A 25,420-nucleotide genomic window follows, 5' to 3' on the forward strand; every position below is an offset into this window, starting at 1 on the left:
CCCGCAAGCGGGGGAGGCTAGGAGGGGGTAATCATGGCTGAGCCTATTCAGATTACCCGCACCCTTCGGATTGATCCTTCGGAAATTGACGAGACTTTTGTTCGCGGCTCGGGGCCGGGCGGGCAAAATGTCAATAAGGTGGCGAGCGCCGTACAGCTGCGCTTTGATCTTCTCAATTCCCCGTCCTTGCCTGACCCGGTGAAACGCAGGGTCGCCGATCTGGCGGGCAGTCGCCTGACCAAAGATGGCGTCATCGTCATCACCTCTAATTCCCACCGCGATCAACCGCTGAACCGAGCAGAAGCAGTGGCACGGCTGGTTGCGCTTATCCGCGAGGGCGCTTATCCGCCGAAACCGCGTATCGCCACCCGACCGACCCTTGCGTCCAAGAGGCGACGCGTGGAAGGTAAAGCTGTGCGGTCAGGCATTAAGCAGATGCGCGGACGGCCGAATGTTGACGATTGAGGGACTAGTCAATGAAGATCACGGTCATCGGTTCGGGCTATGTGGGATTGGTGTCCGGCGTGTGCTTTGCAGACTTCGGCCATTCGGTAACTTGCGTCGATAAAGACGCGGCCAAGATTGCCGCGTTACAAAGCGGCATTATCCCGATTTACGAACCCGGTCTCGATCAGATTGTCCTTGCCAATGTGGAAGCAGGACGCTTGCAGTTCACGACAGCGCTGGCCAATGCTGTAGCCGAAGTGGACGTGATTTTTATCGCGGTTGGCACTCCGGCGCGCCGTGGTGACGGACATGCTGACTTGACCTATGTCTACGATGTCGCTCGGGAAATCGCGCCGCTGATCACACGCTTCACGGTGGTTGTCACCAAGTCCACCGTGCCCGTGGGTACGGGTGACGAAGTCGAGCGGTTGATCCGCTCGGTCAATCCCGAGGCCGATGTTGCTGTCGTTTCCAATCCAGAATTCCTGCGTGAGGGTGCGGCGATTGCCGATTTTAAACACCCCGACCGTGTTGTCGTCGGCTTGCAAGATGAACGCGCGCGTTCTGTGATGGCAGAGGTTTATCGGCCGCTCAATCTCAACTCGTCGCCGCTCCTGTTCACGTCTCGTCGTTCGGCTGAGTTGATCAAGTATGGGGCCAATGCCTTTTTGGCGATGAAGATCACCTTTATCAACGAAATGGCCTCGCTGTGCGAAGTGGCCGGCGGGGATGTGCAAGAAGTTGCAAGGGGCATGGGGCTGGATCGTCGGATTGGCGAGAAGTTCCTCAATGCCGGACCGGGCTTTGGCGGATCGTGCTTCCCCAAAGATACGCAGGCCCTGGTGCAAATGGGCCGAGAGCATGCGAGCCCGATGCGGTTGGTTGAGGCGACTGTCGACGTCAATGTGGCGCGCAAGGGTGCTATGGCGAAACGCGTTATTGCGGCCTGTGGTGGTTCGGTGGCAGGGCGCACCATTGGTGTATTGGGCCTGACCTTTAAACCTGAAACAGACGACATGCGCGATGCGCCTTCCCTCGACATTATTGCAGGACTGGAAGCGGCTGGTGCTCATGTGCGGGCCTATGATCCCAAGGGGATGGCTGCGGCACGACCTCTCCTGCCTAACGTCACACTTGTCGATACGGCATATGAGGTTGCAGACGGCGCGTCCGCGGTTGTTTTGGTCACCGAGTGGAACGAATTTCGTGCGCTAGACCTTGCACAGTTGAAATCTCGTATGTCGGACGGTCTGTTGGTTGATCTGCGGAATGTTTATCGCGAAGCGGACGTGACCAAGCATGGTTTGGGCTATCTCGGCCTTGGTAAACCCCGCCGGCTGCCATAAGTCTCTGTATCTGCATCCATAACTGATTTGAGCAGGAACTCTCTATGACCTCGCCAGCCAATAGCTTGAAGTTCGGAACCAGTGGGCTACGGGGGCTGGTAACGGATCTGCAGGGCAATGCTGCAAGGCGGTATACGGCCGCCTTCCTGCGTTACCTCAAAGAGGCGGGGACTGCGACGAGTGGGAAAGTCTATCTGGCGCGCGACTTCCGCACGTCCAGCCCAGACATTTTGGCGGACTGCGCCGCTGCTGTCACCGCTGCGGGGATGACGCCGGTCGATTGTGGAGCGGTTCCAACGCCAGCGCTGGCGCTGCATGCGATGAGCGATGCTTCGCCAGCGATCATGGTGACTGGTAGTCATATTCCGGCGGATCGAAACGGGCTCAAATTCTACGTTCCGACCGGCGAGATTTCGAAGGCAGACGAGGCGGGTATTCTCGCGGCGCTGCAGGACGATGATATCGACGGCGCTGGCTATGGTGCTGCAAATGAGTTTGGCGCGGCGACAGAGCGCTATATTGCTCGGTTTGAGCCTATTCTGCCGATAGGTGCCCTCAACGGGCTGCGTGTGGGTGTCTATGAACACTCGACAGTTGCGCGCGATATTCTCCACCGGGTCTTGCGCCATCATGGGGCGGAAACGCTGAGCCTTGGACGCAGGACCGACTTTGTCCCGGTGGATACGGAAGCCTTTGGCGACGCCATTTTTGCGCCCCTTAAGGCGTGGCTTGATGAACATGAGCTCGATGCCATTGTGTCGGCAGACGGAGACGGGGATCGTCCTCTTCTTATGGACAATACCGGCACGTTCGTACGCGGTGACGTCTTGGGCCTGCTTACGGCCAAGTTTTGCGCGGCCAAAACTGTTGTGACCCCAGTGACCTCGAACTCTGCCATTGAGCGGACAGGCTTGTTTGAAAGCGTTGTTCGGACGCGAGTGGGCTCGCCTTATGTGGTGGCCGAACTTGAGGGCGCCGAAGGGCCTGCAATCGGCTTTGAGGCCAACGGCGGGACATTTGTGGGGCAGGGCGTGCTTGTGAACGGTAAGCGCTTAGCGCCTCTTGAAACACGTGATGCCGTTCTGCCTATTCTTGCTGTGCTTGGGTTGGCCGCAGCTGCGAAACAATCCGTGGCAGAAATCGTCGCTGATCTGCCATTGCAGCATGCTGTTGCCGATCGGTTACAAGACGTGCCCAGCGAGAAGAGCGGCGCGTTTCTGAAGCGCCTAGGCGAAGATCGCGCCTATGCGGAGCAGGTTTTCGCGCCGCATGGTATCTCCGGGTTTTCTGATATTGACGGACTACAGTTCCGCACAAGTTCTGCCGACATGGTGCATTTCCGGGCCTCGGGGAATGCTCCGGAACTGCGTGTTTATGTTGAGGGTTCGACGAGAGAGCGGGCAGACGAACTGCTTGCGTGGGGGCTGCAAATCGCGGCGCAAGCTGTAGCGTAACCAAAAAAAAGGGGCCGGTTGACCGGCCCCTTTTTGTCTTATTGCGCGTTGGCAGTGACGTTGATCTTGGCCAGAATGGCCATTGGATCGTCTTCCGCCGCTTCAAATTCCTCAAGCGAAATGCCGTTTTCTGATCTGGCCGAGATGCCAATTTTCAGCGTCTTGGCTGTGCCAGCAACGAATTTGCTGACAGCATCGCCGAGATCCGCTGCGTCTGCGAGGTCGGCGAGATAGGCGATAATCGTACCCTTCACCAAATCCGCGTAAACCGGGCGCATGGCGTTGGCGTCGGCGCCCATTTCGCCGCTGACGGCTGCGAGAACCACTTCGCCAATGCCGTTGTCGACCGTGGAGAGATTGAGGGTGCTGAGGGCGAGAGCACGGCTGGCGGCGAGTGCCTTGATGTAGTCGACGTCAAAGAGCGTTGGCGAGGCGTTGACGAGCAGGCCATCAAGTTTCACGGAACCCATATCCTTGAGGTCGAAGGAAATCTCTTCAAGGGTGATCGCTTCGTCCGCTTCGCTCCATTCTCCGGCAACACGGAAGCTGCCGTTGATTTCGGTGAGACCGGCCAAGAGCATCATCGATAGAAGTTCGTCGCTCTCGTTCTCAGGAATGTTGACGATGATATTGTTGGCAGAGACGTCGGCTTTCGACGGAATTCCGTTGATGTAATTGGCCAGCGTGAGGTCGAAATCTGCGACGGTGAGCTTAAAGGGTTCGTCGTCCACGAAGTCGAGTTCCAAGCCCGTAAACGACAGGCCTGCAAAGTTCGGCGACAGTAGGCGCTGGTTGGTGTCCATCCATTCTTCGGTGATCGGCTGCGGAGCCGCTTCGATCGCTGCGATGATGTCGGTGAAGTCAGAAGGCTTGGAGGAGATTTCAGTGATCGAGAGGTGGTTCTCGTCTTCGAAGGTGCCGCGAATGTTTTGTGCCGTCACGGCCGGGGAGAAGCCCGGCTCGATCGCGGCGATCGAAATCGTTTCGATATCGACGCGGTCGTTGAACTTGTTTTCGTCGTCACCGGACACTTCGCGGCAGTAGAAATCTTCGATTTCCGACGGGCCGGATTTTACAGAGGTTACCAGATGCGCGTAGCTGGTGAGCAGGGGCGCCAATAGCGCTAGATCGTCGCTTCCGTCCCAAATGTCGCTATCGGCATGCTTGATGAAATTGGCGACGGCTTCTCCTACTGGGCGCATCTGCACGTCTGCACCCGATATGGAGCCTATGGCGCATTCGGTGTCGTCGGCATTCAGGCTTGCTCCGGCGATACTGAAGTTGCCGTAAAGCGGATAAAATGTGTCTTCCGCTGCTACGCTTGGCGTGGTGGTGTGGGCGATATTAGCGAGGCTAATATTATCGAAAGTTAGGCTGTCGACCTGGATCGCGCCGTGCTTGTTTGAGGTTGCAATCGCGCCAATGGTCATCGTCTCCGCGGTACCAGCGCGCACATTGGTCAGGACGACATCGCTATAGGTGATCGTGGTCGACTTTGCCTTTTTGGTCTTAGGCGCGATTGTGACTAGGATCTCGGGGATCGTCAGAGAATCTGCGTTCCACTCACGCAGCTCGTTTTCATGACCGATGAGTGCATCACTAATTGCCGCACGAAGGCTGTCATCGTCTAGGGAGGAGTTGACCGCCACAAGAGACGTCAGGGCAATGGTCGTGTCGGCGGACTTGTCGGTGGGTGCCGTTGTCTCGGTGGACTGGTCTTGCGCTAATGTGGGTTGCACTGAAACGCAAAGCGCAAGTGTTGCTAAGGAAACGGCCACATATTTGGGCGCCGTTTTCAGCTTGGGCATGCCATATCTCCTCACAGTGGATCAGCTCGATCCTATCTCTGATTGGACTATATGACACTAAAGACAAAAATGCGGCCTGAGAGGCCGCATTCTTTCGCATAGTTAAATCGAGGTAAGGACTTCGATCTCGTTCGAGTTTCCGGGGATGATCTGGAAATCTCGATTGAACACCCGATCGCCTAATTTGGCGAGGACGCTGTAATCTCCCTCAGCGAGAACGGTGCTCGGAAAGGCTCCGCGATCTGTAAAGAGCGTGGCGCCGGTGGCGTCTTTAACGGTCCACTCGACGTCGGCAATAGCCTCGCCACCTGTTTCAGAAACGAGCTTGAAGCCGACCTCGCTTGCGTGATGGTAGAGCGTAGCGTCTGTCATCTGACCGGGCTCAACGCGCAGGTCTGCACGCACTTCGGCGTTGATCGTGCCGAAATGGGAGACAATCTGATAGGTTCCCGCATTGAGGGTGACGATCTCGTTCGCGCGGATACCGTCAGCGATCAGCGCGCGATTGGCGCCGTCTCCAGTGGTGTAAATTTCAAATGTCAAAAGCTGCGGCGATATGGGGATGTCACCGGTAACGGCAGAATGCAGACGCAGTCCGCCAACATTCAGAATGACGTCCTTCTGCATACCACCGGGCAGGATTGTTATGGATTCGCTGTATTGAGCACGTCCATAGGCGACATGAAGCATGTATTCGCCGGGACGGAGTTCGATGCGAGCATTGGCGGTGTCCGCCTTGGCGACCAATGCCATCTCGCCGCTTTCATCGGGGTTGCCCTCAAAAACGCGCCAGATAAGGCCTTCGGTGATCGGGGTGCCGCCTTCAATTATCCGAGCGCTAAGCGTCACGGGCTGAGGGATGTCGGCCGCAGCTTCAATTGCGGCCTGTGCCTCAACTGCAGCGCGTTCCTGCTCGGGGCTCAGTTCCTCCGGCTGCGCGTTCCGGTCCGGGCGTGGACGCGGTAGGGGCGGGATTTCGGCGCTAGCTTGGGCATAGCTGGCGACGGGAGCCATAGCTGTTGGAACGGCAGTCAGCAGGACGGCCAATATCGCTAGGAGTGGAGCAAAACGCATAAGGTCTCCCAAGGAACGCAGGGCAGGCGACTCTCAGGTCGCCTCTAACCAATCATTGCGGAAAAGCTGTGTCATACCCTAAGCCATTTTGGAACAGGGCGCAGCGCTTTGCCCAAGATTGCCGCAGGAAAGACTTGGCGCGCAGGCAGTGGGGGACTATTGCACGAGCATTGGGAAAGGAACCATCATGGCCGTCAACACTGCGCTGCGCGATTATCTCCTCACTCGTCGTTCGGTCGGCCTTGGGTTTCTGAATGAACCTGGCCCAAGCCAAGCTGAGCTGGAGACTATTCTGACCATCGCAACGCGCGTCCCTGATCACGGTAAGATCACGCCTTGGAGGCTGGTCGTTTACGCGGGTGAGGCCCGTGCGCTTGTCGGCGAGCGTTTGGCTGCGATCGCTCAGAAGCGCTTTCCCACCTATGACGACGCTTCATTGGACGTCGAGCGGAAGCGTTTCCTGCCTGCGCCGCTCACCATTGGTGTGATCTCGCGTCCGCAAGAGCACCCCAAGGTGCCAGAACTCGAACAGGTGCTCTCTGCGGGGAATGTTGCCTTCAATCTCATTCACGCAGCGTATGCCCATGGCTATGCAGCGTCGTGGATCACCCGCTGGTTTGCCTTCGATCAGGAGGCCGCGAGCATGCTTGGCGCGAAAGAGGGCGAGCAATTTGTTGGCTTCGTTCACATCGGAACGCCGAGTGTTACCCCTGAAGAGCGCCCGCGTCCGGATTTGACATCGGTCGTTTCGTATTACGAGGGCTAAAACCCGCACAGTTTTGCGGCGTGTCCTTAAGTTAACGAAATATTGCTGTGTGTCTTGTGGTAGGCTTGGGAAAGCTGATTCACAGGACACGCGCGATCGAATGGGCATCAAACCCGTTTCAATTCCCCAGAATTTGGTCAACGCGCTTACTGCTGCGGGGGAAAAAAGCGGTGTGGATTTCAGCTACTTGCTGCAGACCGCAGTACGTGAGAGCAGTCTCAATCCTAGTGCCAAGGCCACAACATCGTCTGCTGTTGGTCTATTCCAGTTTTTGGAAGGGACTTGGCTGCAGGTGATGAAAACCGACGGCCCGCGGCTTGGCTATCAGCGGTACGCCGACGAAATCACACGCACGTCGGATGGCGATTACTTCGTTAGAGATCCCCGGAAGAAAGCCGAGATTCTTGCTTTGCGCGAGAACCCACAAATTGCAGCTGATCTGGCCGCAGCCTTCACGCGTTCAAATGGCGATTTTCTGAAGACCGCGTTTGGGCGTATGCCTAGCGCTGGCGAACTCTATATCGCGCATTTTCTGGGTGCACAGGGCGCGGAGCGCATGTTCCAGGCAGGATTGCAAAATCCCGAGCAAGTTGCGGTCAACCTGTTCCCGAAGCAGGCGAATGCCAACCAAACGATATTTTATGACGGCTCAGGTAAACCACGTACTATTCGTGAAGTTTATCAGGTGCTTGTAGCAAAGCATAATGCCGAGCCCAATGCTGGTTTTGCAGCACAGCAGATCAGTTCGTCCACGCCAACGAAACCGATTGAGCCTGCGGTTCCTTCGCGGTTTTCTCCGGCGAATATGTCTTTCACTGGCCTGTTTCGGACAGAGCCAGAAGCAACGACCGATGAGGGAAACGGCAACGCCGCATTCTTCACGCAGCTCTACAGCCAGTAAGTTTTAGCGATCAGGCAAAGCGCATAAGTATTTTATAGTATCCGCGCTGCCGTCGTTTATGGTGAACGCTTCCTTAAACTTCTGACAGTACTTTCATTTCCTAGTGCTGGAGGAAGTGTATGGTCGGATACCAAGCCTTTGCTGAGCTGTGTCAATCGGCAGACAGTGATGCGCGTGGTCATGCCGCTCATCTGGCCGCTTTGGCCTATCTCGACCATCGTGGGCATGCCGAAGAACACGCCGCGCTTTATGCGGCCCTGATTGGCTTCCTCGATGATCCATCGGTTAAAGTTCGGGCGGCATTGGCCTATGGGCTGCTGCACGCTGACACTGCACCGCGTCCTGTCATCTTGTCGTTGTTGGGCGATAGCCCGGTTATCTCGCGGGCAGTGCTGCAGTATTCGCCCGTTCTAGTCGATGCGGATCTTGCTCCGTTAATCCGGCGAGGCGAAATTTCTGACCTGGTTGCGATTGCGCAGCGTCGGTCTATTAGCGCCCGGTTAGCGGGAATGATGTTAGAGGCCGAACAGCGCGAAGTCTCTTTGTTGCTGTTGCGGCGGTTAGAGGTCGCTGCGCCTGCTGAGGTGCTTCTGGCGTTGGCGATGCGCCATTCTGGTGATCCGCAGGTCCGCGGTGCATTGTTGGCGAGACAAGACTTGCCGGCACAAGGGCGACTAATTCTCATTCGCGCTGTGGCTGAGGGGCTGAAGTCTTGTCGGGTCGTGAAGGGCTCGTTGACGAGTGGGCGTCTCAATAAGATTCTTCGCGACAGTCTGGATACGGCTATTTCAGTGATCGGCGAGGCCAATGACGGCGACACGCGTTATGTGGATGACCTTGCCGTTAGCGAGAACCTCAACACGCGCACTCTGCTCCACGCGCTGGTCAATGGCCGCGTGCTCTTCTTCTCTGATTGTATAGGGCATTTGGCAGGCGTGCGGACTGAGAAGGTGTTCTCCGTGCTCAACTCCGGTGGACGTGCAACGGTCGCGGCACTGTTTGCGCGGGCTGGGCTGGCACCATCTGTCGTCGGGCTGATGGTGCGGTTCATTCAACACGCCCGCATGACCGATCTTTCTGACGATGTGTCGGCGCGCCACTATGTGGTTACCGCGCTGACTGAAGAGCTGTTGGCCGAATATTCGAACGACATCCCATTCGAGCTTGAAGAAGCATTCGGGTATCTGAGTGAGCAAAATATCACCTTAGCGCGACAGGCCGCGCGAGGTGTGGTTTCAGCTTTTGCAGAACACCGCATAGGTGCGTTCGCGCTATCCGCGCCAGCCGAGGAGCGCATTGCGCTGCCGGCGGCCTAGAAGCGGAACTGTTCCGTTAGGACCCGCTCTTCCAGACTGGTGCCGGGATCGAACATCAACGCGACGGCGTGTGTTCGATCTTCGCGTACGCTCACAGATGCAACATTATGAAATTCCACATTGTCTGCCACAGCGCTTACAGGTCGCTTGTCGCTTTCACGCGTGAGGAACGTGACTTCTGCGCGGTTCGACAAAATGGCCCCGCGCCAGCGTCGTGGGCGGAACGGCGAGATTGGGGTAAGGGCCAGCAGCGGAGCCTCAATGGGCAGGATCGGACCATGCGCAGAGAGGTTATATGCGGTGGACCCGGCCGGCGTTGCGAGGAGGGCGCCATCGCAAATCAATTCTTCCAGACGCACTTCGCCATCGACCAAAATCTGCAGCTTCGCGGCTTGGTAGGTTGAGCGGAACAGGGACACTTCATTGATGGCGAGTGCCGAACGCGTCTCGCCGGACTGATCCGTGACGGTCATCGACAGTGGATAGATATGCGTCCGCTGCGCGTCGTTGAGGCGTTCGAGAAGGTTCTCTTCGTTGTATGGGTTCATCATGAACCCAACCGAGCCGAAGTTCATGCCATAGACTGGGATGTTCTGGCCCATCACCTGGTGCAATGTCTGCAACATCAAGCCATCGCCGCCGAGAGCAACAACGACGTCAGCGTCAGCCAGTTCATGGGCGCCATAAGCGAGGCGTAGCCTTGCAGCGGCTTCATCAGCAGCTGAGGTGTTGTTCGATACGAAACATATCCGCGACAAAGATAGGTCGGACAAGTGCGGCTCCATTGAAGTCGCTCTTGCCTAGCATGCTAGGGTGCGGCGGACCATCCTGCACAAGGCGTAGACCTCCCCCAATTCAGTACTTGCTGAAAGAGCAGGCCGCGAGTGTTCTGTTCGATCAGATTTCAGCACCGTAGCGCCGAAAGTGAAGCTTAGGCTTTTGCCTGCGTTCTTTTTGTTGAGCGAGAACAGGGATGACGAGCAGCGATAGGTTGCCTGCACTGCGGAGAGCTCGCAGTGTCTTCTTGACCGTGTGCTGAGGCGTGGTTGCCCAATGGGAAACGAGCAGCGCGACTTGAACTAAGGGCGTCACATAGAGGGTATCAGCGAGCTCACCCATGGCGGCGGTGTCGATAATGACGATGTCGAAGTGGCTGCGCGCCTTTGTAATCAAATGTTCAAAGCCTCTTCCACCAAGCAAGTCAGTCGGTGAAATGTCTTCCCTTTCTGCCCCGACGACGACCCTGAGCGGGCTCAAAGGATCCGTTGTGACGAGGGTGTCGAAATTTGTGTCAGTGATTGGCCTAACAAGGTGGTCGACAAGAGCCAGCGACGGCCCGATTTTGAGGTTGCGATGAACGCCGGGATCACGGAGATCCCCATCGATCAGTAGGGTACTGGCGCCGGAACGAGCAAAACACCGCGCTAGCGCAACAGCCAACGTGGTCTTTCCCTCACCAATGGTTGTCGAGCACACCATAATGACCAAGCCACCATCGGTTACAGACTTTGATGGTGAGACTGCGAAGCCGATTGAGGCCCGCAATCTGCGTACGGCTTCGGAGTAGGCAGAACTCGGGTCATCGACGATCAATTCTGCAACAGAATCTGCGTCTGTTCGAGATCGGGCACGGGGCAACACGCTGGCCTCGTCCAGTTTAAGCGCGCTGGCCATTTGCTCGTCGGTCATAAAGCCACCGATCAGGTGCTCATATAGCAGTGCCAGTGCGATACCGGCCATCAGGCCTGCTATCGCCGATAGAGTGAGTGTAAGGCCGTAATTTGGGCTGGAAGGGTAGAGCGGCACAATGGCTGCCGATATGATTTGGCTGTCCGCTACTTGGAGATCGGTTTGTGCGGTTAGATCCCGCAACCGCTCGAGAAGTGAATGGTATTGTGCGGTGGCGACATCGGCATTGCGTAAGAGCTCGTTTTGGCTCTCAACGATGTCTGGCCTGAAAATGGGGCGATGAAATGCTGCTTGGTTTGCTTGGTGGGCGGGTAGGGGCTGGCTCATCTCGAAGCTGCGATCTCGCTCAGCAGCTGCATCGGCGATATCGATTTTTGCATCTTCTATGTGGCGAGCAAGGATCGCCCGATGATTTTCGAGGTTGGAAATCTTGTGGCGAAGCTGCGCGCCGATATAAGTTTCGGCAAGGCTATTGGCGACATTTGCAGCACGCTCGGGACTGGCAGAATGCGCCGTAATGGCAATGATGTAGGTCTCGCCACGTCGTTTCACAGTGGTTGATGTGCGCATTTTTGTGAGCGCGCTATGCAATGCTTCTGCGGTGCTTGGTTTGGTGTGGCTCACCAGGCCCAGAGTCGCGAGCGCCCTTTGCGCCAGTCCTGCTGAGGCCGGAGTATCCGCTAACATTGCCCCTATTGGTGTCCGTCGGATTGTTTCGAGGAGTACGGCGTCTGACCGGATGAATTCGACTTCACTATCGATCCTTGCACTGGCTTCGCCACCCGCGTCTGAGATCGAGATTGGATCTAATAAATTTTTGTCGCTCGGATCGAATAGGATAAGCGCTGTGGCAGTGTATGTCGGCGTGGATAGGAGTAGGTAGGTTGTGGCGATTGTAGTAAATAGAATTGCCACTCCTGTAATTAGGAGTGATCTTCGGTGTATTGATGATAGTATTTGCCGAATATCTATTTCGGCTCGTTCCATTTGGACCTTCTTTGTTGCTCTCCGTGTTTTATATTATCAAGTGGAAATTGTTTTGGATATGGGATTTCCAGCTGCGGTGGCCGGAGTTGGGAATAATTTATAGCGCATCAATTATTTGCGCCTGACTGCCACCTTTTTCTGGGTGGCGCGTTGATCGCGTAGGGTGCAAGATCGTTATCAAGAATTTTTAGAAGTTTGCGGTTCTTGCTCGCTTAGAAATGGTCCGCGGTTTTTCAGTGTGCTGATATTATCAAGAGCCGAGGATTGATCGTATTACGTGTTTAAACGTAAGAGTGCTCAGAGACTTCTGTGAAAAATTGGATGTCATAAATTCCAGCCCATACGGGATGAACGCGATGCGACGCAGAACTGTAATTTTACAAATTCTTGTAGCTGGTGCTCTGAGCCTTCAGCCGGCGTTAGCCACTGATCTACCAACTCTCACGCTGTCTGCTGGTTCCACAACAGTCGTGTATGATCGCGATGCGCTAGAGGCTATGCCTCAGACGGAGATCAACACGACAAGCCCGTGGACTGAAGGCGTTGTCCATTACGAGGGTGTGGCGCTGAGCCATCTTCTCGAAGTGAGTGCGGCCGATGGCGCCATGGCTATTGTGACAGCTCTAAACGATTACAGCGTGGACATTCCCACAAGTGATTTTGCCGAGTTCGGTCCGATCCTAGCCATCAAAAGGGATGGCGAATATATGCCAGTATCAGATAAGGGACCGTTCTTCATCGTCTATCCCTTTGATGAAAATCCGGAATTGCGCCAGCAACCCTATCACGGACGGGCCGTGTGGCAGGTGAAGGCCATTGCCATCCCGTAGCCTGACGCTCATGAAAGGGCACGGGACGTAAAATGCACCCATTGCGGATAATATTGGCGGTTCTGGTCGTCGGTTTTGTGACTGCCGCCAGTTACATTTCGTTCCTTCTGTATGATCGATATGCTGCGCTGGACCAAGCCGGTCTCTGGAACGTCACGTGGATGTTTACGCAAGCTCCAAGCGAATTTTCTCGCCTAGAGCATAGGGTGAGCGGGTATGCGGCTGGATTGCCTGGAGTAGACGAGAATGAAGTCCGCCTAAGGTTTGACATTGTCGTCAGTCGGTTAAGTACCCTCAACGGAAGGGAAGCCTCCGTATTTCTCGGTCAGTCACCACTGAGCGTCGCGACATTGCAAGAGCTCGGGGCGGCATTGGTTCAGGTTGAGCCAATGCTGGATGACCTCGGGGAGCCAGGAAAACCTGCTGAAATCCTGAGTGTACTGGAGCCAATATTTCCAAAATTGGCGCGGCTGTCCGTCGATGCAAACACGTGGAACTCTGCAAATCTCAATCGTGATCGGCGCGCCCTATTCGATCTTCAATGGGCATTCACAGGCGTAGCATTCGGCTTGATTGGAGGCGGCTGCTTGCTCGTTGGCATGTTGCTGTTCCACAATCGGCTCTTGGGTCGCGCGCAGGATGTGTTGCGTCAGAAAGAGCAATCGCTTGTCATCCAAAACGCTCGTTTTGATGCTGCGCTACAGGCGATGTCAGTGGGGCTGTGTCTGCTCGATCATGAAGACACTCTGATTGTCTATAACGCTCGTTTTCTCGAGCTCTTTTCGCTCGATGCTTCACGCGACTGGGAAGGGACCCATATCAGCGACGCTCTGGAGGGTCATTTATCGGGCGGCGACATATTTGCCGATACGGCGGCAGACGGCGAAAGCAGCGACGACATCACCATTCTCAGTAGCCGGGTTCAGCATATGCCGAATGGTGTTGTGCTTCGCGTCTCGCGCGAAAAGACCATTGAGGGTGGCTGGGTCTGTACATTTGAGGATATTACCGAGCGCCAACGCGCGCAGGATCGCGTCGTCCAGATGGCACGGCACGATGCACTGACAGGCATGGCCAATCGCCTCTATTTCTGGGAGCGCACTGCGCAAGCTCTGCGGCAAAACAAGGACGCGGGCCGCGGTTTGGCTGTGCTGTACTTGGATCTCGATCGCTTCAAAGAGGTTAACGATACGCTTGGGCACCAGGTTGGCGACGAGCTGCTGCGCGATGTTGCTGCTCGGATTATGTCCACGGTCGATCCTCGTGACATCGTTGCGCGCCTAGGTGGCGACGAATTTGCCATTTTGCATGTCAGTAAGGGCGATGCCGAAGAGAGTTGCCGGCGCCTGGCGGCGCGGCTGCTGACCGTCATTGGTGAGCCTTACCTCATTTTTGGGCACGAAGTGTCTGTGAGCACCAGCATCGGCATTGCACTCGCATTCGACACCGACCTGCATCCAGATACTCTTATGAAGAACGCCGATTTGGCGCTCTATAATGTCAAAGCAGAAGGGCGTGCAGCCTATCGCTTCTTCTCGATGCGGATGCTTGAGGATCTGCAACATAGGCGCAACCTCGACATCGACATGCGTCAGGGGATCGAGCTTGGACAATTCGAGGTCCACTATCAGCCACTAGTTCTGCTAAAGACGGGCAAGATCGTTGCTGGTGAAGCATTGCTGCGCTGGCGTCACCCGGAGAGGGGCCTCGTGCCTCCGGGCGAGTTCATTCACATTGCCGAAGAGACCGGTTTCATCAATAAGCTTGGCGAGTGGGTCTTGCAGCGCGCGTGTCGCGATGCGCTTCAATGGCCTGACGACATTAGCGTGTCCGTGAATCTCTCGCCTATGCAGTTCCGGGACAGCAATCTCGTCAAGAGCGTTGCTGCTGCCCTTGTCCAGAGCGGGCTCAATCCATCACGTCTTGAGCTTGAAATCACTGAATCTGTATTGCTGCAGAAGAATGACGCAAATCTCGAGGCGCTGCGCCAACTCAAGAGTTTGGGCCTGACGATTGCCCTAGACGACTTTGGGACGGGATATTCGTCGCTGAGTTATCTACAGCGCTTCCCATTTGATAAGATCAAGATCGACCAAAGTTTTGTGCGAGATGTCGATCGCTGGCCGGACAGTCTTCCAATTTTGCAGTCCATCGCGAGCTTGGGGAAGAATCTAGGGATGAAGACGACAGCTGAAGGCGTGGAAACCGCAGCTCAGCTCGAGATTATTACCAATGCCGGTTTCATTGAAGCGCAGGGCTATTATTTCAGCCGACCTGTGCCATTCACTGACTTCGTTGCGCTGATTGAGGTACCTGAGACTGATACTGCTTCGCGGATAACAGCATTCCCGAGGCCCGCGTAGGCTGCGAAATATCAAAAGCGGTGCGACGCGTCTCACGCAAAGCATGTGGGGGTCTGTGCGTGGTCAGGCCTGCGTCCGCACTTGCGACGGAGGCAGCGGCGTTACGCGCAGCTGTGCCCCCCGCCGAGTGGCCTACTGGAGCCAGGTACCATCGCGTCGCGAGTCTATGAGACTGCGAGTGGATACCGGGCATTGGGTTTTGCTTTGGGGAGATTAACTGGTGCCGGCAACAGGGTTCGAACCCGTGACCCCCTGATTACAAATCAGGTGCTCTACCAACTGAGCTATACCGGCACACAGGCAGCGAATTAGCACCTCGCTTTGGTGAGGGCAATAGCATGTGCGCATTGTCCTCGTTTTTGCTGGGTAGAACTTTTTTTTCGTTCGCCGGGCCTATCGCGCATCAAGAGTAATCTAACTGTGGCGCCGTCCGCACTGGATTGTTGTGGCTTGAGTAAGTGTTGCACAAATTTGCTCCAACTCATTGTAATGAAAGGGTTTGGGCGAGTTGATGGCTTGTCTATGGAGGTGTTTCGGCACTAGTTTCCGGCCAAGTTTACTGCCTTGGAGTGGGCAGTAATTAGTTTGGAGTGGATGCGACGTGACGACGACACGACTAACCCATCTGCAGGCCTTGGAAGCCGAAAGTATTGAGATCCTGCGGGAGGTTGCGGCGAGCTTTGAGCGTCCCGTGATGATGTATTCCATCGGAAAGGATTCTAGCGTGCTGCTGCATTTGGCGCGCAAGGCTTTCTATCCAAGCAAGATTCCTTTCCCGCTCCTACACGTCGATACGACTTTCAAATTCCGCGAAATGATCGCGTTTCGAGATCAGACGGCTGAGGACCATGGCTTTGATCTCATCCGCCACACCAATCATGATGGCGTCCGGGATGGGATCAATCCCTTCGATCACGGTTCGTCGCGCTACACTGACATTATGAAAACCGCGGCGCTGCGTCAGGCGCTCACTGCCGGGCAGTATGATGCGGCGATTGGCGGGGCGCGGCGCGATGAAGAAAAATCGCGGGCCAAGGAGCGTGTGTTCTCGCATCGAAATGCTTCCCATGCTTGGGATCCGAAGAACCAGCGACCGGAGCTGTGGCGGACGTTTAATACGCGGCTCAATCCCGGTGAGAGCATGCGCGTCTTCCCCATCTCCAATTGGACCGAATTGGACGTGTGGACCTATATCTACGCTGAGAACATTCCGATCGTGCCGCTTTATTTTGCCAAGCCGCGACCAGTGGTGGAACGCTCCGGAACGCTGATCATGGTCGATGATGAGCGTCTGCCATTGTTGCCTGGTGAGACGCCGAAAGAAGAAGTGGTGCGGTTCCGGACGCTCGGTTGCTATCCGCTCACCGGCGCAATTCGATCTTCGGCTTCCGACCTCCCCAGCATCATCATGGAAATGCAAGCAAGCCGGACATCGGAGCGTGAAGGTCGGCTGATCGACAGCGACTCTGTGGGGTCGATGGAGAAGAAAAAGCAGGAAGGGTACTTCTGATGTCTGCGGTTATGGCTCTTGCGGAGAATGATCTCGATATCTGGCTCGGTCAGCAGAAGGAAAAGTCGCTGCTGCGCTTCCTCACCTGTGGGAGCGTTGATGACGGTAAATCGACACTGATTGGGCGGTTGCTCTATGACAGCCAGCAGATCTTGGACGATCAGTTGGCGAGCTTAAAGAAAGAGTCGCGCAATCGCAGCGTTGGTGATGAGGGAATTGATTTTTCGCTGCTGGTCGATGGGCTGAGTGCCGAGCGGGAGCAAGGCATTACTATTGACGTGGCCTATCGGTTTTTCTCGACCGACAAGCGCAAGTTCATTGTCGCCGATACGCCGGGGCACGAACAATATACCCGCAATATGGCGACGGGGGCTTCGAACGCGGATCTGGCGCTGGTGCTGATCGATGCGCGCAAGGGCGTGCTGACTCAGACGCGCCGCCATAGTTTTATTCTCTCGCTCATCGGCGTGAAGCACGTGGTGCTTGTGGTCAATAAGATCGACTTGGTTGATTACGACCAAGGGGTGTTTGATCGGATTGTTGCAGAGTATGCGGCCTTCGCCGAAACGCTCGGCTTCAAGACGCTTGCGGCAATTCCTGTTTCGGCGCTGCGTGGGGATAATATCGTGGCCCCGAGTGGGCAGACGCCTTGGTATTCGGGCCTGCCGCTGGTGCCGTATCTGGAGGCGATTAATGTTTCGTCGGACCGGAGTGCGGACGAGTTTCGATTTCCCGTCCAATGGGTGAACCGGCCTAATCTCGACTTTCGCGGGTTCTCCGGCACGATAGCGACGGGCAGTATCGCGGTAGGCGATGAGGTTTTGGTGGCCTCATCGCGTAAACCAGCAGTAATCAACCGGATTGTCACTATGGATGGCGACCTGTCTCAGGCAGGCGCCGGACAGGCGGTGACCCTGGTGCTGGATCGTGAAGTAGAGGTGTCGCGTGGCGAGGTCTTGTCTCGGCCCGGGGAAACACCGGAGTTTTCTAATCAGTTTCAGGCGCGGCTGGTCTGGATGCATGAAGAACCCGCTTTTTCGGGGCGTTCCTATTTGCTGAAAATCGGTGGGCAGCTGGTCCCTGCGACGATTACCGACATAAAATACCGCACCAACGTCAATACGCTGGAGCATGCCGCAGCGACCAAGGTTGATCTCAACGAAGTCGCGACGGTGACGTTGGCGACGGATAAGGCGATTGCGTTTGATCCGTATGGGACCAACGCGGTGACGGGCGGGTTTATTCTGATTGATCGTTTGAGCAATGCGACGCTGGCCGCGGGGACGATCGACTTTGGCCTTCGCCGAGCCCAAAACCTGACGTATCAAAGTTTTGACGTTAACCGGGAGGTGCGGGCGCGTCTAAAGGGCCAGGAGCCGCGGATCATCTGGTTCACCGGGCTATCCGGCTCTGGAAAGTCGTCCATTGCCAATTTGCTGGAGAAACGCCTGACGGCCGAAGGCCGACACGCCTATATCTTGGACGGTGACAATGTTCGCCACGGGCTCAACAAGGACCTTGGGTTCACTGAGGCGGCGCGAGTAGAAAACATCCGACGTGTGTCGGAAGTGGCTAAGCTTATGGCGGACGCCGGGCTGATTGTACTCGTGTCGTTTATCTCACCCTTTGAGAATGAACGGCGGTTGGCGCGTGAGATAGCGGGCGATATCGAGTTTACCGAAGTCTATGTCGATACGCCGATTGAGGTCTGTGAGGCACGGGACCCGAAGGGTCTCTACAAGAAGGCGCGGGCTGGGGAGATCAAGAATTTTACCGGCATAGACTCGCCATTTGAAGTGCCGAGGCAGCCAGAATTGGTATTGCACGGAGCGGAAGGGGAGACAGTCGAGCTGGCGGATCAGCTTCACAGCTTCCTCAAGCTCTAAAATAAGGGGCACCTCCTGGGCGCCCCTTATTTTTAGCTACGACCGAATTCGTCTTCGAGGCGGATGATGTCATCCTCGCCTAAATAAGAGCCCGTTTGAACTTCGATCAACTCCAATAGAATCTTGCCGGGGTTCGCCAGGCGATGGACGCAACCGAGGGGCAAGTAGATCGACTGGTTTTCCGAAATTTCCGTGACTGTGCCGTCGATGGTGACGAGCGCAGTTCCGCGCACCACAATCCAATGTTCAGCGCGGTGGTGATGCTTCTGCAAGCTCAGCTTTTTACCCGGCTTAACGAACAGGCGCTTCACTTGGAAACGGTCGCCGCTAAGGATCGACGAATATCCACCCCAAGGCCGGTATGCCGTTCGGTGGATTTCAGTGAGCGGAGCAGTGGCCTCGTCCTTGCGGAGGCGTTTAACGATGTCGCCGACCTTTTGCGCCTCGGATAGTTTTCCGACATAGACGGCGTCGTTTGTCGCGATTACAGCGACATTGTCGAGGCCGTTGACCGCAACGTGGGCGTGGTCGGAAATAACGAGGGACTGCGATACGTTTTCGAGCGTCGCTTTTCCTTGCACAAGGTTTCCAGACGCGTCACGAGAACTGTTCTTCCAGACGGCGTCCCAGCTGCCGAGATCTGACCATGCGAAATCTACGGCTATGACCGCCGCTTTTTTGGTTTTCTCGAAGATAGCGTAGTCTATGGAAATGTTCGGCGCTTGGGCGAAGCTAGCCTCATCGAGACGAACAAAATCGAGATCGCTCTTGGCAGAAGCCACGGCGTCTGTGGCCGCTCTATAGGTCTCAGGAGCTAGCGCTTCACACTCCTCAAGGATTGCTTGAGCGGCCAGCATGAACATTCCGGAGTTCCAAAGATATCCGCCTGTTGCCAGCATTACCGTTGCACGATCTAGGTTTGGCTTTTCAACAAAGCGGTCAACCGGCTGCGCTTCCGCACCGACACTCGCTGCTGATTGGATATAGCCATAGCCCGCTTCAGGATGTGTGGGGGCAATGCCAAAGGTGACGAGCTTGCCCGCACGCGCAGCATTGGCCGCGCGCGTCACGGCGCTATAGTAGTCGGCCGATGCGTCGATGTCGTGATCTGATGCCAGAATGTGAAGGATTGCATCCTCACCGAACTTCTGTCGTGCATAAACGGCGGCGCTCGCGATAGCGACAGCTGTGTTTCGGGCCACTGGTTCGAGCAAAATTGCGGCAAGCGACTGATCACATTCCGCGGCCTGCTCGGCCACGATGAAGCGATACTCGCTATTGGTGATGACAATCGGCGCTGCGTACACGTCGGGGCGAGCAACGCGCTCAAGCGTGAGTTGATAGAGGCTTTTCTCTCCGGTGAGCGGCAGAAACTGCTTTGGGCGTGCCGCGCGGGACATCGGCCATAGACGTGTGCCCTGACCGCCAGCGAGAATGACAGGAATAACAGGATGGTTCACCAGTTTCGCCTCAGTTTTTTCTGCGCTATGGCAGTGATTTGTTCGTTTTAGTCGCAAGCCTGAACTATTTGCCCACTATTTTATCGGGAGTCGAGAGTGTGGCAAAGTCGAGGTGATCGATGTCGCGGAGCGTTTTCATTTGCAGACCGCGGAAGATGGGTTCTTTTTCGTCCATGTGGACGATCAGCTCAGGAATGCCATTTATGCGGCAGACGAGGGCGCTTTGTAGGGCGTTTTCTATCTCATGTTGCATCAAGGGCAAGGCGCGTGCGCCCGGGCCGACGATGACGATGTGGCTAGGGTCGTGCATGGAAAGCATGCGAGCGAGCCCGTAGCCAATGGCGCGACCGGCGACGGCAAATGCGTGTATGGCTTCACGATCACCGTGTTGCGCCCGAGAAATCAGCGCCTCGTATTGAGCCGTAGGCACAGAGTGGGCCGGGGGCGTAGTGTCGGGGACCGAGAAAGCCGAGCGCAGTACGCCATAGTCGGCGGCATAGGCCTCAATGCACCCACGGGCACCACAGCGGCAAAGGGCACCGCCAGGGCTGTGGTTCATATGGCCGAACTCGGTGGCGCCGTTACTGCTTTGTCCTGTGGCATGGGGATCTAGGCTGAGCCCCATGGCAACGGTGGAGCCGATGAATACCGTTGCGATGCTTGCGTCCTGTAGACGCTCATCAACCCAACGTGTGCCTTCGGCCAGCAGGCTACCGCGCTTGTGTAGCGACACTGGCAGGCCGGTTAAGCCAGTGAGTTCAGTGGTGATATCAATGCCAGTGAAGTGCTTTATCGGTGACCATTTAAGTCCAGTCCCATCGCGGACCAGAATACCTTGGACCGATATGGCTATCCGGCGTAGCGCGGCATAGGCGCTTGGATTGCGTTTTTCGAGTGCGGCCAACCGTTCTGCGATAAACTGTACTGGCGGGGCGTCCTTGAAACTGGCGGGGCCAAGTTCGGTCTCGATCCGATCAACGAGTACGCCACTATAGTCAACGAGCGACAGGCGGCAGCGATTGACGTCAATCTCAAAGAGCGCGCCATAGGCTGCATCGCGCTTAAAACCGACTAGTGTCGAAGGGCGACCACGCGAGCGGCTGTCATTGCTGCTCGGGCTGACCAATTCGGTAACAATCTTCTGCGCTAGCAGATCCTGCATGATGGCGGTGACGCTGGCGTGGCTGAGGCCAGTAGTGGTCGCTAGGACCGTGCGGGATTGAGGGCCGCGATCGCGCAGTGCGCCAAGCAGCAGGCTGCGGTTCTGTCGACGCAGGCTATCGCTATCGCTGACGGTCCGCGCCACGCACAGTTCTCCCTGTTTATTCTTTCTGACATACCCCGATTCGTTGTTTGACCGGGGAAAGGTGTCGTCCTCCGATTCCAGATTGACACGTCACGTTGTCGCATGCGACAGGTTTTTTCGAGCAGTAAAAATATTGCTCATGGCGCAGGGAGCGGCGCCTGGTTGGGGTTATGCCGCCAGCCTGCAGACGGGCAGAAAACTGCCCATTGGGAGGACAGATATGAACAAGTTTGCAGCAATTTTGCTTGCATCAACTGTGCTTGCCGGACCGGCCATTGCGCAGGATCAGATCACTGTCGGCGTGTCTTGGAATAACTTCCAAGAAGAACGCTGGAAAACCGACGAAGCCGCTATCAAAGGTATCTTGGATGCCGCTGGTGCGAAGTACATCTCTGCTGACGCGCAGTCGTCGGCTTCGAAGCAGCTCACTGACATCGAAAGCCTGATCAGCCAAGGCGCAGACGCAATCATCGTTTTGGCTCAGGACAGCGAAGCTGTTGGTCCTGCGGTGGCTGCAGCTGTGGCGGAAGGTATTCCGGTTGTTGGTTATGACCGTTTGGTCGAAAATCCAGACGCTTTCTACCTCACCTTCGATAACAAGGAAGTGGGGCGCCTGCAGGCTTCAGGTGTTGCCGCTGTTGTTGCGGAAGGCAATTTTGTCTTCATCAAGGGCAATTCGGCTGACCCCAACGCGGACTTCCTGTTCGAAGGCCAGATGGAAGTGCTCAAGGCCGGTATCGACGCTGGCAAGATCAAGAACGTTGGCGAAGCCTATACCGACAACTGGAACCCAGAAGTTGCTCAGGCGAACATGGAACAGTTCCTGACCGCCAATAACAACGAAGTCGACGCTGTTGTCGCCTCGAACGACGGTACCGCCGGTGGCGCTATTGCAGCTTTGGCTGCGCAGGGTCTCGCTGGTTCTGTGCCAGTGTCCGGGCAGGACGGCGATCATGCTGCGCTCAATCGTATCGCGCTCGGCACTCAGACCGTTTCGGTTTGGAAAGACGCACGTGAGCTGGGCAAAAAAGCCGCTGAAGTGGCGCTCGAGTTGGCTGGCGGCAAGGCCCTGAATGAAGTGACTGGCGTTGTGCCGTTCTCCGGCGGTCCGAAGGGCGTCGAAATGAACGCGTTCTTCATCGCGCCGGTCGCCATCACCAAGGACAATCTCAACGTTGTGATCGACGCTGGCTGGGTCTCTAAGGACGTCGTTTGTCAGGGTGTGACTGCCGGTTCGGTAGCTGCGTGCTGATCTGCTGACATTTGGAAATTGAGGGCGAGGTGCAGTCGCCTTCAATCACCGTCGTGTTGCGCCCCGGTCCGCCGGGGCGCATCTTAATGGGGGAAGTTGATGGCCGTTTTACCAGCCACATCGAATATTTCACATCCGAGTAGAAATGTGCAGAACCCGCTTCAGCGGTTCTTGCTGGCTACGGAGATCGATACGCGTCTGCTGGGCATGGTCGGCGCTTTGGCGATCATTTGGATCGGCTTTCATATTTTCTCAGGTGGTCTGTTTCTGACCCCGCGCAATCTTTGGAATCTCTCAGTCCAAACTGCGTCTGTGGCAGTGATGGTCACTGGCATGGTGCTGGTGATTGTGACGCGCAATATTGACCTGTCCGTCGGCTCCATACTTGGTGTGGTCGGCATGATTATGGGCGTGACGCAAACCCAGTTGCTTCCGATCAATCTCGGACTAGGGCTTGGCCATCCGATGATTTGGTCGCTGTCTCTAGCTATTGGGCTAGCCTGCGGTGTCGGCATCGGCGCAGTACAGGGCGCTATTATCGCTTATCTGCGTGTGCCCGCCTTTATTGTCACATTGGGTGGCTATCTCGTCTGGCGGGGCGCTGCATGGTGGGTCACAGCGGGGCGCACTGTGGCCCCGATGGATTCCACTTTCCAGCTCATCGGCGGCGGCCCTTCTGGGTCCGTCGGGGCGTTTTGGAGCTGGGTGATCGGTCTTGCAGCCTGTGCGGCGATTGTCGGTGGGCTTTATCTTGGGCGCCGTCAGCGCCATCGGTTCCAATTCCCGCAGCGGCCAATTTGGGCTGAGGTTGCCTTGGCAGTCATCGGTTGTGGCCTAACGATTGGTGCAGTTTTGGTGGCTAATGGCTATCCTTGGCCGACACGCATCGCCGCCAATTATGCGCAGGCGAATGGCATTACTGTACCAGAAGGCGGGTTGTTCATTTCCCATGGCATCGCCATTCCAGTGCTGATCGCTTTGGGTGTGGGCGTGGTGATGACATTTCTGGCCACTCGCACGCGCTTTGGTCGCTACGTCTATGCCATGGGCGGCAATCCGGAAGCGGCGGAACTCGCTGGGATTAATACCCGTTGGGTGACGGTGAAAATTTTCATGCTGATGGGTGGCCTGTGCGCCATTGCAGCGGCCATCTCGTCGGCCCGACTGAACGCTGCAACCAATGCTCTTGGCACGCTCGATGAGCTCTATGTCATTGCGGCTGCAGTAATTGGCGGAACGTCGCTCGCAGGTGGGGTGGGCACGATTGCCGGTGCTTTGTTGGGTGCATTGGTAATGCAGTCGTTACAGTCCGGCATGGTGCTTATGGGCATGGATAGCCCACTGCAATCCATCGTTGTTGGTATCGTTTTGGTGTTCGCAGTGTGGCTCGACACGCTGTACCGCCAGAACAAGCTTTAGGAGTTGCGATCATGTTGGATGCAAAAACTCCACTGGTCGAAATGACCGATATCTCTATCTCCTTCGGCGGTATTCGCGCTGTTGATCAGGCCTCTGTGACGCTCCACGAAGGCGAAGTTGTTGGGCTACTTGGTCACAACGGGGCGGGCAAGTCGACGCTGATCAAGATCTTGTCCGGCGCCTATAAGCGCGACAGCGGCGAGATTAAGATCAAAGGCCAAAGCGCTAGCATCAACAATCCTCGCGATGCAAAGGCTTATGGGATCGAAACGATCTACCAGCAGCTAGCGGTGGCAGATAACGTTGATGCTGCGGCCAATCTTTTCCTCGGTCGTGAGATTACCACTCCGCTCGGTACGCTTGACGATGCGGCGATGGAGTCCAAAGCACGTGAAGTGATGGGGCGGCTCAATCCGAATTTCCGTCGCTTTAAAGAGCCAGTGAAGGCGCTGTCCGGTGGTCAGCGTCAATCGGTGGCCATTGCTCGCGCTATTCTGTTTAACGCCCGCATTCTGATCATGGACGAGCCGACAGCCGCCCTTGGTCCGCAAGAAACGGCACAGGTGGGGGAGCTGATTAAACAGCTGAAATCGGACGGGATCGGGATTTTCCTCATTAGTCATGACATTCACGACGTATTCGATTTGGCGGATCGTCTGGTGGTCATGAAGAATGGTCAGGTGGTCGGGGAAGCACGGACTGAAGATGTGACCAAGGACGAAGTCCTGGGCATGATCATCATGGGCAAGGTGCCCCCCGGAGCGACGCCGGGGCCGGGAGCCTTAAAGAGCTAAGCGCGTTATACAAGGGCGTCGACACAGGTCGGCGCCCTCTCATTTTGTGGGACTGTATTTGCCAATGCCACAGCGCGCGGCCAAACCCTTTATTGAGCGGATCATGCCGCGCCATATGGCGTTCAGTGTGAGCCTTTTGGTTGGCATAGGTGTTCTTGTTGTTACGCTTTTTCTGATGCCGTCATTTGCCTTTAGCTTGGCGGCGATCGCCATGTTCTCAGTGTTTCTGCTGCTGACCTTGTTGCGCATTCCGCATCTCACGGGGCACTATTTGCGGACGCACGCGAGCGCTGAGGATACCCCTGTTGCTGGTATCTTCTTGGTTACGCTTATCGTCGTTGTCGCGTCAGTCGTGTCGATTTTTCTGGCGCTGCACGGTGGCGACGAGCCGGACATTTGGGGTGTCGCGGCGAGCGTGAGTTCTGTCGTTTTGGGGTGGTTCACCATCCACACTATGGCGGCGCTGCATTATGCCTATGAATATTATCGGCCGAATGATGATGGAGAAGGTGAGCGGCATATGCAGGTGCCCGGCGATGATGAGCCGGACATTTCAACCTTTCTCTATTTCTCGTATGTGCTGGCTACGGCCTTCGCGGTCTCGGACATAAAGGTGACGTCCAACGGGATGCGGCGGATGGTGATGCGTCATTCTGTTTTTTCTTATTTCTTCAACACCACGCTGTTTGCCGCCACAGTCAATATCGTCATCGCCCTCGGAAAAATCTAAGCAGCACGTGCCTTGTGCTGAATGTGCGTAACGTTTTGGTTGCGGACGTTTGTGGTATTTGCCTGTTGGTCTGGGAGCGCTT

20 protein-coding genes and 1 tRNA gene are annotated in these 25,420 nt (G+C 56.1%); 14 read left to right on the plus strand and 7 right to left on the minus strand.

The features are described from left to right. Positions 1 to 33: 33 nt before the first annotated feature. The 3 genes from arfB to JHC09_RS13640 are packed head-to-tail and all read left to right on the plus strand — an operon-like array spanning position 34 to position 3,247. A complete protein-coding gene (arfB, locus tag JHC09_RS13630; RefSeq protein ID WP_199532368.1) occupies positions 34 to 465 on the plus strand; it encodes an alternative ribosome rescue aminoacyl-tRNA hydrolase ArfB in 432 nt (143 codons plus the stop codon). A gap of 11 nt (positions 466 to 476) precedes the next feature. Further along, positions 477 to 1,793 carry a UDP-glucose/GDP-mannose dehydrogenase family protein gene (locus JHC09_RS13635; protein ID WP_199532370.1) on the plus strand — a complete coding sequence of 439 codons (1,317 nt, stop codon included), beginning with the start codon at positions 477 to 479 and terminating at the stop codon, positions 1,791 to 1,793. 44 nt (positions 1,794 to 1,837) lie between these two features. Next, positions 1,838 to 3,247 (plus strand): phosphomannomutase, encoded by a 1,410-nt coding sequence (locus tag JHC09_RS13640; RefSeq protein WP_199532372.1) that lies wholly within the window; start codon positions 1,838 to 1,840, stop codon positions 3,245 to 3,247. A gap of 38 nt (positions 3,248 to 3,285) precedes the next feature. On the opposite strand, the gene JHC09_RS13645 is transcribed toward JHC09_RS13640, so the two are convergent. Together JHC09_RS13645 and JHC09_RS13650 are read right to left on the minus strand one after the other, a co-directional pair. Beyond that, on the minus strand, positions 3,286 to 5,055 hold the full coding sequence (locus JHC09_RS13645; RefSeq protein WP_199532374.1) for a hypothetical protein: 1,770 nt from the start codon (positions 5,053 to 5,055) through the stop codon (positions 3,286 to 3,288). A gap of 102 nt (positions 5,056 to 5,157) precedes the next feature. Next, positions 5,158 to 6,129 (minus strand): hypothetical protein, encoded by a 972-nt coding sequence (locus JHC09_RS13650; RefSeq protein WP_199532376.1) that lies wholly within the window; start codon positions 6,127 to 6,129, stop codon positions 5,158 to 5,160. A 187-nt stretch (positions 6,130 to 6,316) separates the two neighbouring features. On the opposite strand from JHC09_RS13650, the gene JHC09_RS13655 reads away from it, so the two are divergent. The 3 genes from JHC09_RS13655 (at position 6,317) to JHC09_RS13665 (ending at position 9,112) form a co-directional block, all read left to right on the plus strand. Further along, on the plus strand, positions 6,317 to 6,895 hold the full coding sequence (locus tag JHC09_RS13655; RefSeq protein ID WP_199532378.1) for a nitroreductase: 579 nt from the start codon (positions 6,317 to 6,319) through the stop codon (positions 6,893 to 6,895). A gap of 100 nt (positions 6,896 to 6,995) precedes the next feature. Next, entirely contained in the window at positions 6,996 to 7,796 is an 801-nt protein-coding gene (locus tag JHC09_RS13660; RefSeq protein WP_199532381.1) for a transglycosylase SLT domain-containing protein, read from the plus strand. A gap of 119 nt (positions 7,797 to 7,915) precedes the next feature. Then, positions 7,916 to 9,112, plus strand: coding sequence for a DUF2336 domain-containing protein (locus JHC09_RS13665; RefSeq protein ID WP_199532382.1), 1,197 nt, complete (start codon positions 7,916 to 7,918; stop codon positions 9,110 to 9,112). On the opposite strand, the gene JHC09_RS13670 is transcribed toward JHC09_RS13665, so the two are convergent. Together JHC09_RS13670 and JHC09_RS13675 are read right to left on the minus strand one after the other, a co-directional pair. Continuing rightward, positions 9,109 to 9,885: an NAD kinase gene (locus JHC09_RS13670; protein ID WP_248305947.1), complete on the minus strand. Its 777-nt coding sequence runs from the start codon at positions 9,883 to 9,885 to the stop codon at positions 9,109 to 9,111. The genes JHC09_RS13665 and JHC09_RS13670 overlap by 4 nt on opposite strands. Positions 9,886 to 10,009: 124 nt before the next feature. Next, positions 10,010 to 11,788 carry a Wzz/FepE/Etk N-terminal domain-containing protein gene (locus tag JHC09_RS13675; RefSeq protein WP_199532384.1) on the minus strand — a complete coding sequence of 593 codons (1,779 nt, stop codon included), beginning with the start codon at positions 11,786 to 11,788 and terminating at the stop codon, positions 10,010 to 10,012. Positions 11,789 to 12,144: 356 nt separating this feature from the next. Between JHC09_RS13675 and JHC09_RS13680 the strand changes: the two genes are divergently transcribed. Together JHC09_RS13680 and JHC09_RS13685 are read left to right on the plus strand one after the other, a co-directional pair. Continuing rightward, on the plus strand, positions 12,145 to 12,618 hold the full coding sequence (locus JHC09_RS13680; RefSeq protein ID WP_199532386.1) for an oxidoreductase: 474 nt from the start codon (positions 12,145 to 12,147) through the stop codon (positions 12,616 to 12,618). Between the two features lie 32 nt (positions 12,619 to 12,650). Then, positions 12,651 to 14,981, plus strand: coding sequence for an EAL domain-containing protein (locus JHC09_RS13685; protein ID WP_199532388.1), 2,331 nt, complete (start codon positions 12,651 to 12,653; stop codon positions 14,979 to 14,981). Positions 14,982 to 15,199: 218 nt separating this feature from the next. Here JHC09_RS13685 and JHC09_RS13690 read toward each other — a convergent pair. Beyond that, a tRNA-Thr gene (locus JHC09_RS13690) sits at positions 15,200 to 15,275 on the minus strand. Between the two features lie 307 nt (positions 15,276 to 15,582). On the opposite strand from JHC09_RS13690, the gene cysD reads away from it, so the two are divergent. After that, a complete protein-coding gene (cysD, locus tag JHC09_RS13695; protein ID WP_199532394.1) occupies positions 15,583 to 16,491 on the plus strand; it encodes a sulfate adenylyltransferase subunit CysD in 909 nt (302 codons plus the stop codon). Further along, positions 16,491 to 18,377 carry a sulfate adenylyltransferase subunit CysN gene (gene cysN / locus JHC09_RS13700; protein ID WP_199532396.1) on the plus strand — a complete coding sequence of 629 codons (1,887 nt, stop codon included), beginning with the start codon at positions 16,491 to 16,493 and terminating at the stop codon, positions 18,375 to 18,377. The genes cysD and cysN overlap by 1 nt, the downstream gene beginning before the upstream one ends. Positions 18,378 to 18,409: 32 nt before the next feature. Here cysN and JHC09_RS13705 read toward each other — a convergent pair whose 3' ends face one another. Continuing rightward, the gene (locus JHC09_RS13705; protein ID WP_199532398.1) at positions 18,410 to 19,837 is read right to left on the minus strand and encodes a mannose-1-phosphate guanylyltransferase/mannose-6-phosphate isomerase; all 1,428 of its coding nucleotides are present in this window, start codon (positions 19,835 to 19,837) and stop codon (positions 18,410 to 18,412) included. Between the two features lie 64 nt (positions 19,838 to 19,901). Beyond that, positions 19,902 to 21,143, minus strand: a complete 1,242-nt coding sequence (locus tag JHC09_RS13710; protein WP_199532400.1) for an ROK family protein — start codon at positions 21,141 to 21,143, stop codon at positions 19,902 to 19,904. A gap of 220 nt (positions 21,144 to 21,363) precedes the next feature. Here JHC09_RS13710 and xylF point away from each other — a divergent pair, with 220 nt between their 5' ends. The 4 genes from xylF (at position 21,364) to JHC09_RS13730 (ending at position 25,338) form a co-directional block, all read left to right on the plus strand. Next, positions 21,364 to 22,395, plus strand: coding sequence for a D-xylose ABC transporter substrate-binding protein (gene xylF / locus JHC09_RS13715; RefSeq protein WP_199532402.1), 1,032 nt, complete (start codon positions 21,364 to 21,366; stop codon positions 22,393 to 22,395). Between the two features lie 99 nt (positions 22,396 to 22,494). Then, a complete protein-coding gene (locus tag JHC09_RS13720; protein WP_199532403.1) occupies positions 22,495 to 23,814 on the plus strand; it encodes a sugar ABC transporter permease in 1,320 nt (439 codons plus the stop codon). A gap of 11 nt (positions 23,815 to 23,825) precedes the next feature. Further along, entirely contained in the window at positions 23,826 to 24,608 is a 783-nt protein-coding gene (locus tag JHC09_RS13725; protein ID WP_199532404.1) for an ATP-binding cassette domain-containing protein, read from the plus strand. Positions 24,609 to 24,672: 64 nt separating this feature from the next. Next, positions 24,673 to 25,338, plus strand: coding sequence for a DUF1345 domain-containing protein (locus JHC09_RS13730; protein ID WP_169194988.1), 666 nt, complete (start codon positions 24,673 to 24,675; stop codon positions 25,336 to 25,338). Positions 25,339 to 25,420: the final 82 nt, after the last annotated feature.

The organism is Devosia sp. MC532 (assembly GCF_016461625.1).
Classification (GTDB): Bacteria; Pseudomonadota; Alphaproteobacteria; order Rhizobiales; family Devosiaceae; genus Devosia.